General features: G+C 43.3%; 17 protein-coding genes and 4 tRNA genes. All 21 read right to left on the reverse strand.

The annotated features are described in order from the left end of the window. Nucleotides 1-77: 77 nt before the first annotated feature. Nucleotides 78-557, reverse strand: coding sequence for a 23S rRNA (pseudouridine(1915)-N(3))-methyltransferase RlmH (gene rlmH / locus MHI53_RS24890; RefSeq protein ID WP_061141423.1), 480 nt, complete (start codon nt 555-557; stop codon nt 78-80). A 398-nt stretch (nt 558-955) separates the two neighbouring features. Then, nucleotides 956-1,117, reverse strand: coding sequence for a CxxH/CxxC protein (locus MHI53_RS24895; protein ID WP_081092338.1), 162 nt, complete (start codon nt 1,115-1,117; stop codon nt 956-958). 166 nt (nt 1,118-1,283) lie between these two features. Further along, complete coding sequence (locus tag MHI53_RS24900; RefSeq protein ID WP_061141424.1) at nt 1,284-2,504, reverse strand: trypsin-like peptidase domain-containing protein; 1,221 nt, start codon at nt 2,502-2,504, stop codon at nt 1,284-1,286. Nucleotides 2,505-2,775: 271 nt separating this feature from the next. Continuing rightward, nucleotides 2,776-3,570, reverse strand: coding sequence for an MBL fold metallo-hydrolase (locus tag MHI53_RS24905; RefSeq protein ID WP_061141425.1), 795 nt, complete (start codon nt 3,568-3,570; stop codon nt 2,776-2,778). Between the two features lie 6 nt (nt 3,571-3,576). After that, nucleotides 3,577-4,374, reverse strand: a complete 798-nt coding sequence (gene yycI, locus MHI53_RS24910; RefSeq protein ID WP_061141426.1) for a two-component system regulatory protein YycI — start codon at nt 4,372-4,374, stop codon at nt 3,577-3,579. Next, complete coding sequence (gene yycH, locus MHI53_RS24915) at nt 4,361-5,698, reverse strand: two-component system activity regulator YycH (RefSeq protein ID WP_061141427.1); 1,338 nt, start codon at nt 5,696-5,698, stop codon at nt 4,361-4,363. Before yycH ends, yycI begins: the two co-directional genes overlap by 14 nt. Next, nucleotides 5,695-7,527 (reverse strand): cell wall metabolism sensor histidine kinase WalK, encoded by a 1,833-nt coding sequence (gene walK, locus MHI53_RS24920; RefSeq protein ID WP_061141428.1) that lies wholly within the window; start codon nt 7,525-7,527, stop codon nt 5,695-5,697. The genes yycH and walK overlap by 4 nt, the downstream gene beginning before the upstream one ends. 5 nt (nt 7,528-7,532) lie before the next feature. Beyond that, the gene (gene yycF / locus MHI53_RS24925) at nt 7,533-8,243 is read right to left on the reverse strand and encodes a response regulator YycF (protein ID WP_061141429.1); all 711 of its coding nucleotides are present in this window, start codon (nt 8,241-8,243) and stop codon (nt 7,533-7,535) included. 281 nt (nt 8,244-8,524) lie between these two features. After that, the gene (locus MHI53_RS24930; RefSeq protein ID WP_340372546.1) at nt 8,525-9,943 is read right to left on the reverse strand and encodes a M23 family metallopeptidase; all 1,419 of its coding nucleotides are present in this window, start codon (nt 9,941-9,943) and stop codon (nt 8,525-8,527) included. Nucleotides 9,944-10,348: 405 nt separating this feature from the next. Then, nucleotides 10,349-10,421 (reverse strand) — tRNA-Phe (locus MHI53_RS24935). A gap of 30 nt (nt 10,422-10,451) precedes the next feature. Further along, nucleotides 10,452-10,527: transfer RNA gene (locus MHI53_RS24940), tRNA-Asp, on the reverse strand. A 23-nt stretch (nt 10,528-10,550) separates the two neighbouring features. Next, nucleotides 10,551-10,622, reverse strand: a tRNA-Glu gene (locus MHI53_RS24945). Between the two features lie 9 nt (nt 10,623-10,631). After that, nucleotides 10,632-10,707 (reverse strand) — tRNA-Lys (locus tag MHI53_RS24950). 177 nt (nt 10,708-10,884) lie between these two features. Continuing rightward, entirely contained in the window at nt 10,885-12,177 is a 1,293-nt protein-coding gene (locus MHI53_RS24955) for an adenylosuccinate synthase (RefSeq protein WP_061141431.1), read from the reverse strand. Nucleotides 12,178-12,542: 365 nt separating this feature from the next. Continuing rightward, on the reverse strand, nt 12,543-13,907 hold the full coding sequence (gene dnaB, locus MHI53_RS24960; RefSeq protein WP_061141432.1) for a replicative DNA helicase: 1,365 nt from the start codon (nt 13,905-13,907) through the stop codon (nt 12,543-12,545). A 149-nt stretch (nt 13,908-14,056) separates the two neighbouring features. Further along, nucleotides 14,057-14,506, reverse strand: coding sequence for a 50S ribosomal protein L9 (gene rplI, locus MHI53_RS24965; RefSeq protein WP_100531213.1), 450 nt, complete (start codon nt 14,504-14,506; stop codon nt 14,057-14,059). Then, nucleotides 14,503-16,473 (reverse strand): DHH family phosphoesterase, encoded by a 1,971-nt coding sequence (locus tag MHI53_RS24970; protein ID WP_061141434.1) that lies wholly within the window; start codon nt 16,471-16,473, stop codon nt 14,503-14,505. Before MHI53_RS24970 ends, rplI begins: the two co-directional genes overlap by 4 nt. A gap of 36 nt (nt 16,474-16,509) precedes the next feature. After that, the gene (locus MHI53_RS24975) at nt 16,510-17,457 is read right to left on the reverse strand and encodes a YybS family protein (protein ID WP_340372547.1); all 948 of its coding nucleotides are present in this window, start codon (nt 17,455-17,457) and stop codon (nt 16,510-16,512) included. A gap of 211 nt (nt 17,458-17,668) precedes the next feature. Continuing rightward, nucleotides 17,669-17,908, reverse strand: coding sequence for a 30S ribosomal protein S18 (rpsR, locus tag MHI53_RS24980; RefSeq protein WP_053348323.1), 240 nt, complete (start codon nt 17,906-17,908; stop codon nt 17,669-17,671). A gap of 47 nt (nt 17,909-17,955) precedes the next feature. Continuing rightward, complete coding sequence (ssb, locus tag MHI53_RS24985; RefSeq protein ID WP_061141436.1) at nt 17,956-18,486, reverse strand: single-stranded DNA-binding protein; 531 nt, start codon at nt 18,484-18,486, stop codon at nt 17,956-17,958. Nucleotides 18,487-18,552: 66 nt separating this feature from the next. Beyond that, the gene (rpsF, locus tag MHI53_RS24990; protein ID WP_061141437.1) at nt 18,553-18,837 is read right to left on the reverse strand and encodes a 30S ribosomal protein S6; all 285 of its coding nucleotides are present in this window, start codon (nt 18,835-18,837) and stop codon (nt 18,553-18,555) included. Nucleotides 18,838-18,978: the final 141 nt, after the last annotated feature.

The raw sequence follows: 18,978 nt of genomic DNA on the forward strand, positions 1-18,978 counted from the left end.
CGTTACCCTCTTTTCATTACATTAAAATTTAGTCGTTCAATCCTTTATCCTTACACGTGTTCCCTCTAAAAATCGGTTCATTTATGATACGGTTCATTTCTATTTATCCGAAAGGCCCGATATATTTGCTCCAATAAAACCAATTTCATCAATTGATGCGGAAAGGTCATTTTAGAGAAGGATAGTGCATAATCACTTCTTGCTATCACCTCGGACCCGAGACCGAGCGACCCGCCAATGATAAAGGCTATCTTGCTCTTCCCATAAGTGGCCAGCTGGTCGATATGTGTGGCCAGCTGCTCGGACGTAAGCTGCTTACCATTGATCTCAAGTGTTATGACATAGGTGTCAGGGCTGATTTTGGCCAGGATGCGTTCACCCTCTTTTTGCTTTACGATCTCCATGTCCGCGGCACTCAAGTTCTCTGGTGCTTTTTCATCCGGTACTTCAATAAGTTCTATATTAGCATAGGCGCTTAACCTTTTTGCATATTCAGCAATGCCTTGCTTTAAGTATTTTTCTTTTAGCTTGCCTACCGTCATGATCGTTATTTTCATATATATCCTCTAACTTTCCTTATGTTTTCGTATCAGTTCTAGGATTTGCCTACCTATTATCATACCTTACGGATGCCTATAAGCAAAACAAGCAAATCACTTCCAATTGCAAGGATGGTTCATCCCCGTCCATCAGCATCACTTTTCCCACAAAAAAACCGCTGACCTAGAGGCATCAGCGGCAATCCATGATTCAGCGAGAAAAAAGCGTATGGCTAACTTGTTCGTTCCCCTCCAAATGGATTTTCCGAAGATATGTTCACGATTCCTGCACCCAATCTTATCCCCAGCCTTGATGAAATGAAACGTCAAGAAATGTTAAGAACAGGTTACAAACATCTTATCCACAAAAGTTATCCACATATCCACATTTTCTATCCACATCTTGTATGGGAATATTAGTTCCCTACTAGATATATTGCCACGTTTCGACAATATTCACAGGTTGTTGATAACTGTTTTTCTTCCGACACTTGCGTTAAAACCGGATAGGTTTCACATTCGTACACCACTTCATCCAACGCCATTTCCACGTGTTCCTGACAGCAATATAATTCCATCCTTCCTTCCCCCTTTCCTTTTCCTTTTTACAAAAACCAATTATCCACAAGGTGCGCGGCATCTTTAACATCGACATATATCCACAGGTAATCGTAACAAAAAATAAAAAAAGCGCAAGCGAATATAAAGGACAGGAAGCATCGCTGCCCCCTGTCCTCCCACGTTTTATATTTCGCTGTTTGAAAGTGTGACTTCAGTCGATTCTTTCTTCCCATCACGGTAATAAATGATTTTAACCTTATCGCCGATTTTCTTATCATTATAGAGGTATTTCCTTAGTTCCACGACATCATGGATTTCCTCATTATCCATTCCAACGATGACGTCAAACTCCTTCAATCCTGCTTTTGATGCCGGGGAGTTGCTTTGAACGCCCGTTATGGCAACACCTGCCGTCACTTTCTTTGGCAGTTTTAATGTATTCTGCTGATGGTATTTTGAAATTTCTTCTACGGATGCCAAATTCACACCTAAGAAGGCACGTTTCACTTCGCCAAACTCCTCGATATCGTTGATGATTGGAATGACCGAATCGATCGGGATGGAGAGTCCGATCCCCTCCACTGCATTTTCTGCTATCTTCATCGAATTGATCCCGATGACCTGCCCCGACATATTTACGAGGGCCCCCCCGCTGTTGCCTGGGTTGATGGCTGCATCGGTCTGGATGACCTCCGCGTTCCAATCCACTTGTCCGTCCTCATTGATATCGACCTCTATCGTTCGCTCCAAGCCGGAGATGATTCCCTGTGTAATCGATCCGGAGAATTGGAGGCCCAGAGGGTTACCAATCGCGATCACTGGCTCACCTGGCTTCAATTTTGCCGATTTTCCGAACTCTGCAATCGTTTTGATCTTGTCACTATTCACGACAATGACCGCTAAATCTGTCCACGGGTCGCTTCCTTGCAGCTTTGCAGGCAATTTGGTGCCGTCACTTAATGTGACTTCCAGTTCATTGGCCCCTTCAATAACATGATTATTCGTAACGATATAGGCTTTTCCGTCAGCCTTTTTATAAACGACACCTGAGCCTGTTCCTGCTTCTGCCGAACTGTCCTCAGCATTGCTCCCTTGTCCCCAGAAGTTCGTTTCCTGGATGTTGGTGATGCCTACCACTGCATCACTTGCCTTATCGACGGCATCTGTGACGGCACTAGTTACATCTACAGCAAGGCTTTGCTGCGATTGCTTCAAAGGCTGATTACTGGTTGATTTCTGCGTTGATGTTTCGTTATTCCCGGAATTAAGCAATCCGCTTCCCGGAAATACTAATAAAATAAGTAAAGCACCAACGATGGCGCCGCCCAAGCCAGTTAGAAAATAGCTGGCATGGCCCTTTTTCCGTTTATTTCGGTTCTCATCATGATCATCATAATAACCCAAGACCGCTTCATCCTCTCATTTTAGGAAAGTAATAATAGCCATTCTATTGTTTGGTATCCTTCCTCAATTATACTCAATTACCGGATTTTTTCTAAAAAAATGTACCTGTAATTCAAAAGGGAGATCCATTGTCTGAAGTACGCCGTTTTACCTATACTTATACAGTTGTAACCAAACGATACCCCAATTAAACCAGTTTGTAACCTTTCGAAAGGAATTTTTACCAATAAAAAAGGAATGAACAAGGTTTCCCTTATCCATCCCATATCATTTATAACGTAACGAGTTCCGTTGGTCTTTTCGGGTCAGTGTCGTATAAGGAAAATTGCTCCCCGACGATTATCCCCTTTGTCTTCAAGGTCTGTTCCACCGACATTCTTGCTAAATCCTTCATATTGTTATCAAGGCTTAAGTGGGCCAGGTATATACGTTTCGTCTTATCACCGGCCACTTCACTCATCGCAAGAGCGGCATCTTCATTGCAGACATGTCCAACATCACTTAAAATGCGGCGCTTGATGCTCCATGGGTATTTACCCATCCTCAGCATCGAAACATCGTGGTTGCTTTCGAATACATAGGCATCGGCATTCGATATGATCCCTTTCATCCGATCGCTTACATAACCTGTATCAGTGATGACCACCAGCTTCTTATCTTCATGATGGAAGACATAAAACATCGGCTCGGCAGCATCATGCGAAACACCGAATGACTCGATATCAAGACTGCCGAACGTTTTGATTTGTTCCATTTCAAATGTGAATTTTTGCTCGGTAGCAATTTCTCCGATCGAGCGTTCCATGGCATTCCATGTCTTTGCATTCGCATATATCGGAAGCTTATGTTTTCTCGCGACCACGCCCAGTCCCTTTATGTGGTCACTATGTTCATGGGTAACAAGGATTCCGGATAATTTCGACATATCACGGCCTATATCCTGGAACAATGCTTCCATCGCCTTGCCGCTCAATCCGGCATCGACAAGGAAGGATTGATCCTCCGTTTCCACGAAAAAGGCATTTCCCGTACTCCCGCTGGCGAGAACACTAAAATGCATAGTCATCTATACTCACTCCAGTATTTTTTCTTCAGTATTTAATTCAATGACCTCTCCATCAAATGCATTCACGAAGAGATCCGTTTCGTTATCAAGGACGATCCACCAAGTCGGTACAAGTAAATGGGACATGGATGTCGTTTGCAGCGAATTATAAAAACCCAGTTTCACATTCGTAACCTTGCTTTTTGGTACAATATCACGATTATCGTATAAAGCTCTAATGGCTTTCATGGGAGTCACTAATTCTTTAGGTTTATTGAATTTTTCAAGTTTCTCTAAATACATCTGCTCATAGGAGACGATTTCACCTTTTTTATTCAAATATAAAGTGACCTTCCCCATACTGTTATTAAAAAACATCTTATTATCTGCCACTTGATAGCAGATGATCGTCTGGGTGGTCTTGTCATAACTCCAAAAGCGGTACTCACTGCCATTCAGTATATAGTCCTTCAGGAATACATCAAGGTCTGCCTCATGAATGTCCGTCTTCATGACCACTGGCGTTTTGAAAGTGCCGACCAGCTTCTTATCATCTATGATCTTCGCTTTTTGATTTTTCAAATACTGGATATCTTTCTTCTCGAACGTCTTGCTTTTCGCAGTCAGGAATTGGTCCTTCAGCTTTTGTTTCGGAAGAGGGACTTCTATTGAAATATCATCTTCCTTCAAAAGCTCTTCGGTTGAGGATTCCGCGAAATTTTCATATTGGTAGTCATTGATTTTTTCAAGGAATTGATAAAGAAGAAAAATATTCAAAACGAAGAAAACCATGATGAATATTGACTTTGTATTATTCCAATCCACTTTGATCGCCTCCCGCATCTCCTTCAAAAGGCACAATGAACCATTTATTGCCGATCCGATAATACCAAGTCGGTTCAAGGGTGACTAAGGTGACAAGCTTGGAATCAAGGGATTTATTCAGTTTATACCCGATCGTGATGTCCTCCACGTTCTTGAAATCGATATTATCCTTTGATTTCAACTGATTCAATACTTCCCTGCCGCTTGCTAACGTCTTCAATGATCCTTCTGATGGGAGAACCGAGGCAAGTGAAAAGTATGGACGTTCATAGCTATAAATCTCTTCCTTGCCCCAGATTTGTTCGATTTCAGTCATTCCATATTCATTGAAGGCAGGATAACCGTTTACGAATAACCGGAAAACCACCCGTTGCTCAGTCTCCGACATATAGGCGTAGCGGTAGTTGTTATCCTCCCAGCCAGCATGATCATTGATGAAATCTATGCTTTTTTGCAGAAGATCACTCGAACTGCCAACAAACTTGTTCTTTTGTCCCGGATTGATATAAGAAATCAGGTAATTTTCCTTGTTGATCGTCATCAGCCTTGTTCCATCCGTGTATTCATCGCCGACCGAAACCGATTCCTGGCGCACATACTTAGGAAAATTAAATAATGCATTCTTCAGATTTGCTATATCCAAATTATCGATATAATACTGAAAGCTTTTAATCTCCACCGGTTTTTCCGGTACGAACAGCGTCTTTTTACTGTTTATCACTTCTGCTGTGTATTCAGGGTGCTTATTGTAAGAACCCGTATAATACCTATTCATGAAACCTTGTATTTTTTTTGAATCCACCATGCCTTGATAGATTTTCTCTTGACCATATGAAACAAAATAAACGGCAGACTGATTTTGACCGATATCCCTTTGCTTTATGATAATCCGGTCAAAGGAAAAAGTAGGGACTTCCTTATCGGTAATGTTCAATAACGTTTTATAGATGGAAATCGGGACATCATCGGAAAATTGAATTTCAATCGATCCGTCTTCATGGACGAAGTCATCGAATTTCCTTTGCAGCCTTTTTACCGATATCTCTTTGACACCCTTAAAGCTCCATTGCGTATATTCCTTTTCCATCTTGCCTATTTCAATTGGGTCGGAGGTCTGGAAATGCTGCCCATTGCCATGAAAAAGGATACTGACCGGTTTAATGACATCACTGACGATCTCGACATCGCTTTTTATCTTTATATAATCCGACGATTGACTCAATTGATCATATTCAGGCTCATACGTCCAGATGCTCCAGGTCAAGAAAATGCTCGTCCCCACCAATATAATCAGTATTATGCTTTTTGCACGTTCAAAATTCATGACCAATCATCCTCTTCTTCCTGTTCGTAAGGAAGTGTAAAGAATACCGTAGTTCCTTTTCCATCCACACTTTCCGCCCAAATTTTCCCGCCATGCGCCACGACCATTTCTTTTGCGATCGCTAAGCCAAGGCCGGTTCCGCCTAAGTTCCGCGCCCTTGCTTTATCGACACGGTAAAACCGGTCGAATATTTTATCAATGACGTTTTTGGGGATTCCCACTCCTTGATCTGTAATGCTTACAACGATGAAGCCTTCGGAAGCCCTGGCCCGGAAGGTCACTTGACCGCCTTCAGGTGAGTACTTTAACGAGTTGGAGATAACATTATAAAGAACCTGGGTAATCTTATCCTCATCGATATCGACGAAATAAGCTTCTTTAGGCAAATCGCGCTTAAACGTTATATCATCATTTTTCGTCATTTCAAATCGATCGATGATATGGTCATAGAATTTATTGAAATTGACCCAGCCCGTTTTAAGCCTGTAATCCTTGCTGTCCATTTTCGAAAGCTGCAGCAGGTCATTGACAAGCCGGATCATTCGCTCCGTTTCATTTTGGGTCACACTTAGGAAGGATGGAGCGATTTCCTCATCCTTCCATGCCCCTTCAGCCAATGCCTCCAGGTAACTCCTCATGGTCGTAAGCGGGGTCCGCAGCTCATGGGACACGTTGGCAACGAATTCCCTGCGTTCACCCTCGATTTTTTCCTGCTCCGTAATGTCATGCAAAACAGTAATCAAACCATTCACGAAGCCCGTTTCCTTTTGGATCACCGAAAAGTTCGCCCTCAAAATGAACGGGCGATTCTTCTTGCTGTAATCAAGGATGACGGATTCGCGTTCTTCCAGTAAGTCATCAAATTTATATTCTTCTTCAAGACCCAATACCTCAATGATCGGCTGGTTCATGACCGTGTCACGCGAAATATTCAGAAGCTGTGCCGCCGGTTCATTAATCAAGTTCACCCGGCCCCGTCTGTCCGTCGAAATAACGCCGTCCGTCATATTGGAAAGAACGGATGATAGCTTGCGCCGCTCTCCTTCCGTGCTTGATTGCGACTCTTGAAGCTTTTTGGTCAAATTATTGAAAGTGACGGCAAGCTGACCAATTTCGTCATCGCCATATACCCTGACTTTTCTGGAAAAATTCCCTTTTGCCATCACCAGGGCCTGTTTCCTCATATCCGACATGGGCCGGGTGATCGTTCTTGCGAGCAGGATCCCCAAAATGGCGGTTATGACCAAGGCAATGGCAGTACCCGTCATGAAGATGCTATTGATTTCATCCATCTGCTCAAACACATTTTCCATCTCGGCTATGACATAGACGGCTCCAATGACCTCTCCATTTGCCTCAATCGGCGTCGAAAGGACCCAGAGCCTTCTTCCAGTTTTAAGATCGCGGAAAACGTCACTATCCTCTTTCCCATAGATGAGCGTATTCTTGATGAGGACTTCCGTTGTCTTTTTCCCGACAATATCCTGCTTACTGGGGTCCGAGGTTCCGATTACCCTTCTGCTGCGGGTGTCGATCACACGGACCTCAGATATATCATTGGATGAATTATCCCGGTCTGTCAGTATCGTATCAATGGCTTCTTCGAGGGTCGGATCTTCCTCCCCCCGCTCTTGCTCCATTTCTTCACCAATGCTATAGGTGAGCAGGTTAACATGGCCCTTTATCGATTTCGTGAAATTCCCGACAAGATTCTCTTCCAATTCGCCAACAAAATATACCCCGATTATTTGCATCGCCACGAAGATGAGCAGCACATAAATCAGAACAAATTTAAAATGAATCGAGCGAAAAAAACCAACCTTTTTCATAAGGACTACTCCTGTTCAGGGTTACGCAGGTAATAACCGACCCCTCTTCTAGTTACAATCCAGCCTGGATGGCTTGGGTTGTCTTCTATCTTCTCACGAAGACGTCTGACCGTTACATCGACGGTCCGTACATCACCAAAGTAATCATAGCCCCAAACAGTTTGCAATAAGTGCTCCCTTGTCATGACCTGACCGATATGTTTAGCCAAATAATGAAGCAATTCAAACTCCCGGTGAGTTAATTCGATCGTATCTCCCCGCTTGGATACAACATAGGCATCCGGGTGGATCGTGAGCGTTCCTATCGTGATTTCCTTCGGTTCGTTAACATCTTGATCTGGGACAGGGACAGCTTGCTGACGCCTTAAATTCGCCTTGACGCGTGCGATTATTTCCCGGGTGCTAAATGGTTTTGTCACGTAGTCATCTGCACCAAGCTCCAGGCCCAGGACTTTATCAATCTCTGAATCCTTGGCAGTCAGCATGATGATCGGCGTTTCATACTTCTTCCTTACTTCCCTGCAAACCTCCATGCCATCGCGCTGCGGCAGCATGATATCAAGCAAGATCAAATCAGGCTGGCGTTCTTCCACCATTTTGAGGGCCTCATTGCCATCATAAGCACAAAAAACTTCATAGCCTTCTTTTTTCAGATTGAATTGCAATATATCAGCAATTGGCTTTTCATCGTCCACTACCAGAATTTTCTTATCCATATGCTTATCTCCTTTTTAATAACTAACCTGAATCTATTAAAAACCGTGTCCTTATCCGGGACTTTTATCCACTTTTCCTTCTGCCTGCGCCAATCTAGCAGCATCGATCGGCAAAAGTTATATATATATACCCAATAAAGGGGCATGAACACCTGAATGAAAGCAAATTGTATCTATTATACTTTATCATTTTATAGGCATTAAATCACCTTTTTCCTATTATTCTCATCTATGTATGAAGCAGAAGAAGCCTTCGAATATTTTTCGAAGACTTCAATCAATTACTGACTTATATAGTTTAGCGGATTTACAAGCGACCCGTTTTTATATACTTCAAAATGGAGATGGACGCCGGTCGAGTTCCCTGTTGAACCCATCATGCCGATTTTCGCACCCTTTTCAATCTTTTGTCCTGCTTTAACACCAATTGAATCGAGGTGGGCATATACGGTCTTATATCCATTGTTGTGGTTGATCGTTATCTTATTTCCATACCCGCCGGAGTTTCCTGCCGATTCAATAATTCCATGATCAGCTGCCGTGATCGTCCTCGTGGATGGACGGGCGATATCAATTCCCTTATGGAGTTTTCCCCATCGTTGCCCCTGCTTGCTGGAGATATAGCCCCCGTCTGCAGGCCACGCATATGTGCCGCTTCCTTGCGAAGGAATGACCTTCGTGCCTTTTTTGATGATTTCCGTTTTCGCCTTTTCCGTTATTTCTTTTTCCACGATCGTTTCACTGACTTTTTTACCATTCGTTTCGGAAACGTTATAAGTGAAGGCCTCGATTCCATCATTGCCCGCTTGTTCAATGATGACCTCTCCCTTGGGCAGTTCATCATCCTCCTGAACCTTCTTTTCAAAAGGAATCCGTTCTTCATCATATACTTCCCTTTCCACCATTACGTTCACATAAGGCATAAGCTCCGTCACGACGAGACGATCGCCCTCCTTAAGGTCCTTGCCTTCATTCTGGCTTTGGTTGAGCTCCAATAGTTGACCCGCGTCCATATCATGGCTCGCAGCAATCGACTCCAGGTCATCATCTTCCTTAGCCTCATAGATAACCTTTTCCTTCTTGCCTTCTTTGAGCACGGCCATGGTTTTATCGACAGTCATGATTTCATCTGGATCGGCCATTGTCTCTTTAAACGTAACTGGACGCGAAAATTCGATGTCTAGGATTTTACTTCCTGGTTCCTTTAACGATTCACTCGAATTGCCGTCCTCATTTTTAGCCGATTCATATGCTTCGTATTCCGCTTCATCAACATAGAGCAAGGTGAGCTTTTTCAACACTTCCTCCGCATCATCCTTTGATGGGACATAAGCGACCGTTTGATGATCTATATCGATTTCATACGCTTTTGCCTTAATATCCAACCGATCGGATATTTCCTTAACAGCCTGATCCTCTTTCACTTCTTCCTCAAATACCTCTTCAGGAACAAACGTCACTTGAGACTCCTTATCGAATGTATAATCAGGATAGTCTTCCTGTGCTTCCTCTACCTTATCCGCAACGATCTGCTCTATCTTACCTTCATCCGTCACGCTTCCCACGAACTCATCGTCAAGATAAACATGGTGAATGGTTGCAGTATCCGAGAGCCCTGCAGCCGTCACCCGATTCACTGCAAGCATAAATACGACGGATACCAGCAGCAGGGTGATTCCTCTCCCCTTTAAGCTAAACATATAAGGTCCTCCTTAACGGCTCAGTCACCAATTAAGAAACTAATCAAATGTATGTTAAGATTTATTAGTTCAATTTAAATACCTGTGTCCATGACTGATTTCATAATATTTTTCCACTCATAACTCTATCATAAGAAGAAAAAAAACAAGAAATAGACTTCATAATGTAATAGAACTGTATAAATGGTGACAACAAGTACCAATGATTATGTCTGCAAAGAAGGGGGTGGAATAGTCACCAGAAGCGGAGATTATAAGCCCACTAAGGGTGAAGGCCCGTTTTTTTATAAATTGGTTCGAATTGGTATATTACAAATCGATAACAATCTATTAACAAAGTTTCATTTATAATACGATGATATAGCAAAAAAAAACGCCCTCTAGCAAGGGCGTTTTCAATAAGGATGGCTCAGGACGGAATCGAACCGCCGACACAAGGATTTTCAGTCCTTTGCTCTACCGACTGAGCTACTGAGCCAAATATTCCATTTCAAAGTAAAAAATAAAATGGCGGTCCCGACGGGAATCGAACCCGCGATCTCCTGCGTGACAGGCAGGCATGTTAACCGCTACACCACGGGACCAGTAAAGATATGAAATAAAGAAGTGACCCATACGGGATTCGAACCCGTGTTACCGCCGTGAAAGGGCGGTGTCTTAACCGCTTGACCAATGGGCCGAAAAAAAATGGTGAGCCATGAAGGATTCGAACCTTCGACCCTCTGATTAAAAGTCAGATGCTCTACCAACTGAGCTAATGGCTCGTACTAATGAATGTCACTGTGTTTCGCTTCGTCGTATTATTGTGACGACGCTTATGATAATATCACGAATTATAGAGTTTAGGCAATAGTTTTTTTAAAATAAAATAATATTTATTATTTTCCCTCGTAATCATGAAGAAGAGCCGGCCAAAAAGCCAGCTCCATTTTCAAGAAAAATTACGCTAGACGCCAAGGGCTTCTCACGATATTTGTTTGGTTGCGGTCAGGACCGACAGAGAAAGTCGTCAAAGGAATGCCCACTAATTGTGATACACGCTCAACATAGTGACGAGCATTATCTGGAAGTTCGTCCAGTGATTTGCATCCTGTGATGTCCTCTGACCAGCCTGGAAGCTCTTCATAAACTGGCTTACATTCACCGGTCGCTTTCAAAGTGGCTGGCACTTCATGAATGACTTCGCCTTTGTATTCATAAGCGACACAGATTTTGACCGTATCAAGACCTGATAGCACGTCAATCGAGTTCAATGATAGGTCGGTGATTCCGCTGACACGGCGTGCATGGCGGACGACAACAGCGTCAAACCAGCCCACACGGCGCGGCCTGCCTGTAGTTGTGCCATATTCACGGCCCACTTCACGGATTTGGTTACCGATTTCATCATGTAATTCCGTCGGGAAAGGACCATCGCCCACACGGCTTGTATATGCTTTACATACACCAACCACATGGTTGATTTTCGTAGGACCTACGCCAGAACCGATCGTAACGCCGCCTGCAACCGGATTGGATGACGTGACGAATGGATATGTTCCTTGATCGATATCAAGCATGACTCCTTGTGCCCCTTCGAATAATACCCGTTTTCCTTCATCAAGTGCATCATTCAATACAACGGATGTATCGCAAACATATTTCTGCACTTGCTGTCCGTACTCATAGTATTCTTCCAAGATTTCTTCGATTTTGAAACCTTCCGTCTCATAAAAACGTTCGAACATACGATTTTTTTCGACAAGATTATGAGATAGTTTTTCCTCGAAAATTTCACGGTCCAAAAGGTCGGCCATCCGGATTCCGTTACGGGCAGCCTTGTCCATATAAGCAGGGCCGATCCCTTTTTTTGTCGTTCCAATCTTATTGGCGCCTTTACGATCTTCTTCGACTTCATCTAATTTGATATGATAAGGAAGAATGACATGGGCACGGTTCGAAATACGAAGATTATCCGTACTCACTCCATGGCTATGCAAATAAGCAAGCTCCTCTACAAGAGCTTTCGGATCGACCACCATACCATTTCCAATGACACAAATTTTATCACTATAAAAAATCCCTGACGGAATTAAATGCAGTTTATAAGTAACACCATTAAATTTTATTGTATGCCCTGCATTGTTCCCGCCTTGATAACGAGCAATGGCTTCCGCATTCTGGGATAGAAAATCTGTTATTTTACCTTTACCTTCGTCTCCCCATTGTGTACCGACTACTACAACTGATGACATCTGAATAAAGCACCTCCAAAGGTTCCGTAATACCGATCAATAACCGGTTCTTATCAAACAAACCTATTTTATCAATAATCCAAAGGTGAAGTCAATACAAAATCCGAACATTACACATTTTTAAAAATAATTTGTTCGTAAAAAAGGGCAAGCGACTGCATTCCCGGCCTGATTGGTTTTGGATTATCTCCGTATTATTCCCTGCACTCGCTTTTATTATGATCAAAATGCACTCCTTTTTCAGGAGACGAATTGCATTATTACATGCTGCATCTAAAAATAAGGTTGTTTTCGCGGTGTGGTTAATTTCCGGTCCAAGCAACCAAACGCAAAACAGCCCGCCATGTTTTATGGCGGGCTGTTCCCTATGCCCCGGGCGACATCGAATCATCATCGAATCGCCGTTCGAGGTTAACGAATTTATTGTACTCCTTCACGAAGGCAAGTGAAACCGTTCCTACCGGGCCATTACGCTGTTTCGCTATGATGATTTCAATGATATTTTTGTTCTCGGATTCTTTATCATAATAATCATCACGGTATAAGAATGCGACGATATCGGCATCTTGCTCGATACTCCCCGATTCCCGGATATCAGACATCATCGGGCGCTTATCCTGGCGCTGCTCCACTCCCCGGGATAGCTGGGAAAGGGCGATGACTGGCACTTTAAGTTCACGAGCGAGCGCTTTGAGTGAACGTGAAATCTCGGATACCTCCTGCTGACGGTTGTCGCCTGAACGACCATCGCCTTGAATTAACTGCAGGTAATCGATCAAGATCATGCCAAGGCCATGTTCCTGTTTCAGACGGCGGCATTTTGAGCGAATTTCACCGATCCTCACGCCTGGCGTATCATCAATATAAATGCCGGCATTCGACAAGCTTCCCATCGCCATCGTAAGCTTGCGCCAATCCTCATCGGTCAAGGAACCTGTCCGTAGGTTCTGGGCGTTTATGTTTCCTTCGGCACAGAGCATACGCATAACGAGCTGCTCTGCACCCATTTCAAGACTGAAAATCGCTACATTTTCCTCCGTTTTGGTCGCAACGTTTTGAGCGATATTCAAGGCAAATGCCGTTTTACCTACAGAGGGACGGGCGCCCACTATAATGAGATCATTACGTTGAAACCCTGCCGTCATTCGATCCAGTTCAGCAAACCCTGTCGGTATTCCCGTGACATCCCCTTTACGGTTGGTCAGAATTTCTATGTTATCGTATGTCGCAACCAATACATCTTTAATATTTTGGAAAGACCCGGAATTTTTACGCTGGGCCACTTCCATGATCGTTTTTTCTGCTTCCCCGAGCAGCTCCTCGACCTCGTCCTCGCGACTGTAGCCTTCCTGGGCGATGTTGGTCGCTGTCCTGATCAAACGGCGGAGCAAAGACTTCTCCTCGACGATGCGGGCATAATATTCAATATTGGCCGCGGTAGGGACCGACCCGGCCAATTCACTTAAATAAGAAACACCGCCAACTTCTTCAAGGTTTTTTGTCGCAGCCAGTTCTTCCGTCACCGTGATCAAATCGACCGCTTTGCCTTCGTCATTCAAATTAAGCATCACATTAAAAATCTTTTGATGCGAGCTTCTGTAAAAATCCTCCGGAATCAAAACTTCCGAAGTAACGGTCAATGAAGATGGCTCTAGAAAAATGGCTCCCAGTACAGCCTGTTCGGCTTCTATATTTTGAGGGGGGATCCTATCTTGAAATTGTTCTATCATATCTTAAAACCTCCCATTCTAAGAGGATACCTTTTTTGCTAGCTTATACGTTTCTAGCCAAAAGAAAAAAGTGAAAGGACTACATGCCCAATCACATTTTTCGTCTAACTCTATTTTATCAATTTTTCACAGATATGAAACAGCTAAAATTAGTTAATTTCTTTTACATGCACAGTCAATGTCGCCGTGACTTCAGGGTGAAGCTTGACGGGCAGCTTCGTATGTCCTAAAGAACGGATGCCGTCAGCAAGCTCCATCTTGCGTTTATCAAGCTTGATGCCATGTTTTTTCTGAAGCTCCGATGCGATTTGCTTCGTCGTGATCGAACCGAATAAACGGCCGCCCTCACCCGCTTTGGCGGATAACTCGACTGTCAATTTCTCCAGTTGCACTTTCAGGTCTTCAGCTTGCTGAAGCTCTTCGGCAGCGAGCGATTGTTCTTTATTCTTCTGTGCTTCCAGCGTTTTTACATTTGTATTATTTGCTTCAACGGCCAATCCTTGCTTGATCAGGAAATTATGTGCATATCCATCCGCAACATTTTTAACTTCCCCTTTTTTCCCTTTACCTTTAACATCTTTTAGAAATATTACCTTCATTCTCTTTGTCCCCCTTCTAAATATTCGTCTATCGCCGCTTTTAACCGGCTTTCCGCTTCTTCGATCGAGCATGCCTGCTGAGTGGCGGCATTCGTCAAGTGCCCGCCTCCATTCAGCATTTCCATGATCACCTGGACATTGATATCCCCGAGGGAGCGTGCACTGATGCCCACCGTATCATCAGATCGCTTAGCCATGACGAAGGAAGCAACGACACCGTCCATCGTCAATAGGGTATCGGCAGCCTGGGCAATCAGCACCTGATTATGGATCTGGTCGGTTTTAGCCGAGGCAATGGCAATTCCTTTTTTATAAAAGATCACTTCTTCGATGAGCTTCGACCGTTTAATGTATGTGTCCACATCTTCCTTCAGGAATTTCTGGACGAGAACCGTATCGGCCCCATGCGCCCTTAAATAGGACGCTGCATCAAAGGTACGGGAACCGGTTCTCAATGTGAAGCTTTTCGTATCGACGATGATGCCGGCAAGAAGCGAGGTCGCTTCCAACATGTCTATCTTCGAGCGCTTCGGCTGATATTCAAGCAGCTCCGTCACAAGCTCAGCTGTTGAAGACGCATAGGGCTCCATATAGACGAGCAATGAATTCTTGATGAACTCTTCACCGCGGCGATGATGGTCAATGACGACAACCTTATCGATCCTATTCAATAACCGCTCTTCAATCACCATTGAAGGTTTATGCGTATCGACCACGACAAGCAATGTCTCATCCGTAATCATTTCAAACGCTTCATCCGGCGTTATGAACCGGGCATACAGGTCTTCTTTATTCTTGATTTCTTCCATTAACCGAAGGACACTGCTATCCAGCTGTTGGGTGTTAATGACGATATACCCTTCCCGTTCATTCATCTGTGCGACCTTCAAGATGCCGATTGCTGAACCGATTGCGTCCATATCCGGGTTTTTATGGCCCATGACAATGACCTTATCGCTATCAAGGACGATATCCTTCAATGCATGGGAAATCACGCGTGCACGGACCCTTGTGCGTTTTTCCATCGGGTTGGTCTTCCCGCCATAGAATTTCACTTTTCCATTCGACTGCTTGATCGCGACCTGATCACCGCCCCGTCCAAGTGCCAGATCCAGGCTGGACTGCGCGAGCGAACCTAGTTCCGGCAGTGATGATACGGCGGAGCCGACACCTATGCTCAAGGTCAGTGGTACGTTTTGCTTGGCTGTCGTTTCCCTGATTTCATCCAGGATCGAGAATTTCCCCTTTTCCAATTGCTGCAGAATATGTTCATTGAAGATAGCAATGAATCGTTCCGAGGATACCCGTTTAAAGAAAACGCCATTATCCCTTGCCCATTTATCAAGAAGTGAAGTGACCAAGCTGTTGATGCTGCTTTTACGCTGATCATCCATGCCCTGAGTCAAATCATCATAATTATCGAGGAGGATGATGGCAATGGCCGTCCGTTCATCTTCATATAGTTTCTCGATTTCCACTTGCTCCGTCACATCAAAGAAGTAAAGGAGTCTTTCCTCACGCTTGTGGACCACTTTGAATTTCCGATCGTGGAGCGTCAGTGTTTCTGTCTCGATTTCCTGTTTGATCAATGGGACGATCGAGTCCGCGACATCATATAGGGACCTTCCAGCCAATGAATCCTCGCTAAAACAGGAGGCCAGGAATGGATTGGTCCATTCGATGTAATAATCTTCATTAAAGAGCATGATTCCGATCGGCATTTCCAATAACGCTTCCTCGCCGACCTTCTTCAATCGGTAAGATAAAGTAGTTATATACTCTTCGGTCTTACGTTGTTTTTTTTCGACCATTCTTAATGTTAAATAAAATAAACCAGCAAGAATCAACAGTCCAATAAGGGCAATGACCCAATTATAGTAAGCCAGTACGCCCAAAAGTAACACGCCTGCGGCCAGCATCCCATACAAAGGGGACTTAATCGAGTATTCCTTCAAATAAGATGGCATAGTTTCAGCTCCTAAAAGCATCTGTTTTACAAAAAGCTAACCCTTTTTCCTGAATGTCTCCCGAAAAGGAAAGCCTAAATCCATTATACCTAAAAATCGGATGACCGTCGTGATAATCGGAAGCGGAAACAGCAAGGTCACAACCAGGATTATAACGGGCACGGCCTTGGCCCATGACTTCACATGAGCGATATAAAAAATTAGGGAGTATCCTTGCAATAAAATGAAGAACTGCAGGATGAAAAATAAGTTCGTTATGGCCATATATACATAGCTGTTCTTGTCCGTATTCACAAAAAGGGCGAGAAGCATCGTAATTAAATAATACCATAAAAGGCTTTTCGGGAGTCGCAGATCTCGAAAATGAGGCCATCTTAACGCCTTTACGCTGAATCGCTTCAAAATGGGATGTGCAGCGAGGAAAATGAACAATACCATCAAGACGGACATCAAGACAAATAAACTCGGCATCAACGTGTAAAACATATCGATGAAGTCATGCATCTGCGTTTTGATTTCATCCCTCTGTGCCTGCCCAAGAGATCCCATGATGTTAACCGGTTTTTCTGCCGATGCCTTAACCATATCCAACGCTTTTTCTATGTAATTCACATTCGTTATCAACACGGAACCTGCATATATTAAGATTGTGCCTCCCAGGAACACAAGGACTGCACTTATGAACGCAGTTACCAACGGTTTATCCTTCCTCAAGCAATAGCCGATCACCATTCCCGTAACACCCATAAGCAGGGTCAATGGTACGGATAGTATAGACCCGATGAGGAGCGTCAACAACGAAGCGATGAATAAGTAAACCAGGCTCCAAGAAAGCTTTTGTTTGATTGCAAACAAAATGAAAGGAGTCGGTAAAAAGAAAAGAGTGATGGTACCCATTAACGGGACATGGATGGTGATGAACAGTAAAATGCAATATAGTGCCAAAAGGGCTCCACCCTCCGCAATTCGTCTCCCGCTATTCATCTATTTTTCACCCCCTGTTTTATTGTCTTAAGCTCATCTTTATATTGTATCCGTTACGGCCAGGATATTTCAAACATGACATTCTTTTTTCAAGAAATGAATATTATTTCCTTGGAAAATAAAAAAGCCGCAATTTCAGCGGATTTCAGAAAAGGATATGATTTATAAAAAAAGGCGCATTAAGGATGATTCCTCAATGCGCCCATTTTAATTATTCACCAGATACGTATGGAAGTAATGCCATAGTACGTGAGCGTTTAATAGCAATCGTTAATTTACGTTGATATTTAGCGCTTGTGCCAGTTACACGACGTGGTAAGATTTTACCGCGTTCTGAGACGAATTTTTTAAGAAGATCTGTATCTTTGTAATCAATTTTAGTGATACCGTTTGATGTGAAATAACAAACCTTTTTACGCTTACCGCGTCCTTTACGTCCACCCATTGCCATAATCATTTTCCCTCCCTGCATTTTGAATTTTCATTTTAAACGGCTGTTTAAAACGGAAGATCGTCATCTGAAATGTCGATGGTCTTACCGTCATTTGCAAATGGATCATCATCTACACGAGTGTAGTTGTTATTGCTCCGTTGATTCTGATTAGGATTTTGTCCATACGAATTATTGTCATTTCCGTTATTATTGTTACCATAACTTCTTTGACCCCCACCGTAAGAACCGCCTTCATTTCTTTCACCCGCTGAACTGCTTCGTGGTTCAAGGAACTGAACGCTCTCAGCCAGAATCTCCGTCACATATACGCGTTTGCCGTCTTGTCCTTCATAATTACGTGTTTGGACACGTCCATCCACGCCAGCCAAACTGCCTTTTTTCAAGAAGTTAGCTACATTTTCTGCCGGTTTACGCCAAACTACACAATTAATGAAATCTGCTTCACGTTCACCTGACTGATTCGTAAAACTACGGTTCACAGCTAAAGTAAAGGTTGCTACAGGTACTCCATTAGGTGTATATCGTAATTCAGGATCTTTAGTTAAGCGTCCTACCAAAACTACGCGATTCATCATCAGAATCAACCCCTAGGTTTCAAGCTTGTTTCATGTGAAACAAGGTTTGAATTTATATTAATCGAATTAAACTTCTTCTCTAGTAGCCATGTGGCGAATGATGTCTTCACTGATTTTAGCAAGACGATCGAATTCTTGGATCGCAGCACTTTCAGCGTTAACTTTAAGAAGCATGTAGTAACCATCACGGAAATCATTGATTTCATATGCAAGACGGCGTTTACCCCATTCTTTTGCTTCTACTTCCGCACCATTATCAGTAAGGATTGTGTTGAAACGTTCAACTAAAGCTTTTTTAGCTTCTTCCTCAATGTTTGGACGGATGATATACATAATTTCGTATTTTCTCATCACTGTCACCTCCTTTTGGTCTAAGCGGCCCTATTGGGCAAGGAGCAATTATTTATAATTACTCACAAGATGAAATTATAGCATAGTTGTAGAGTCTTTGCAACGAATGGCTCTACTTATTACAATTAATTGAAAACGATG

It is taken from the genome of Peribacillus sp. FSL E2-0218, from assembly GCF_037992945.1.
GTDB classification, from domain to species: domain Bacteria; phylum Bacillota; class Bacilli; order Bacillales; family DSM-1321; genus Peribacillus; species Peribacillus simplex_B.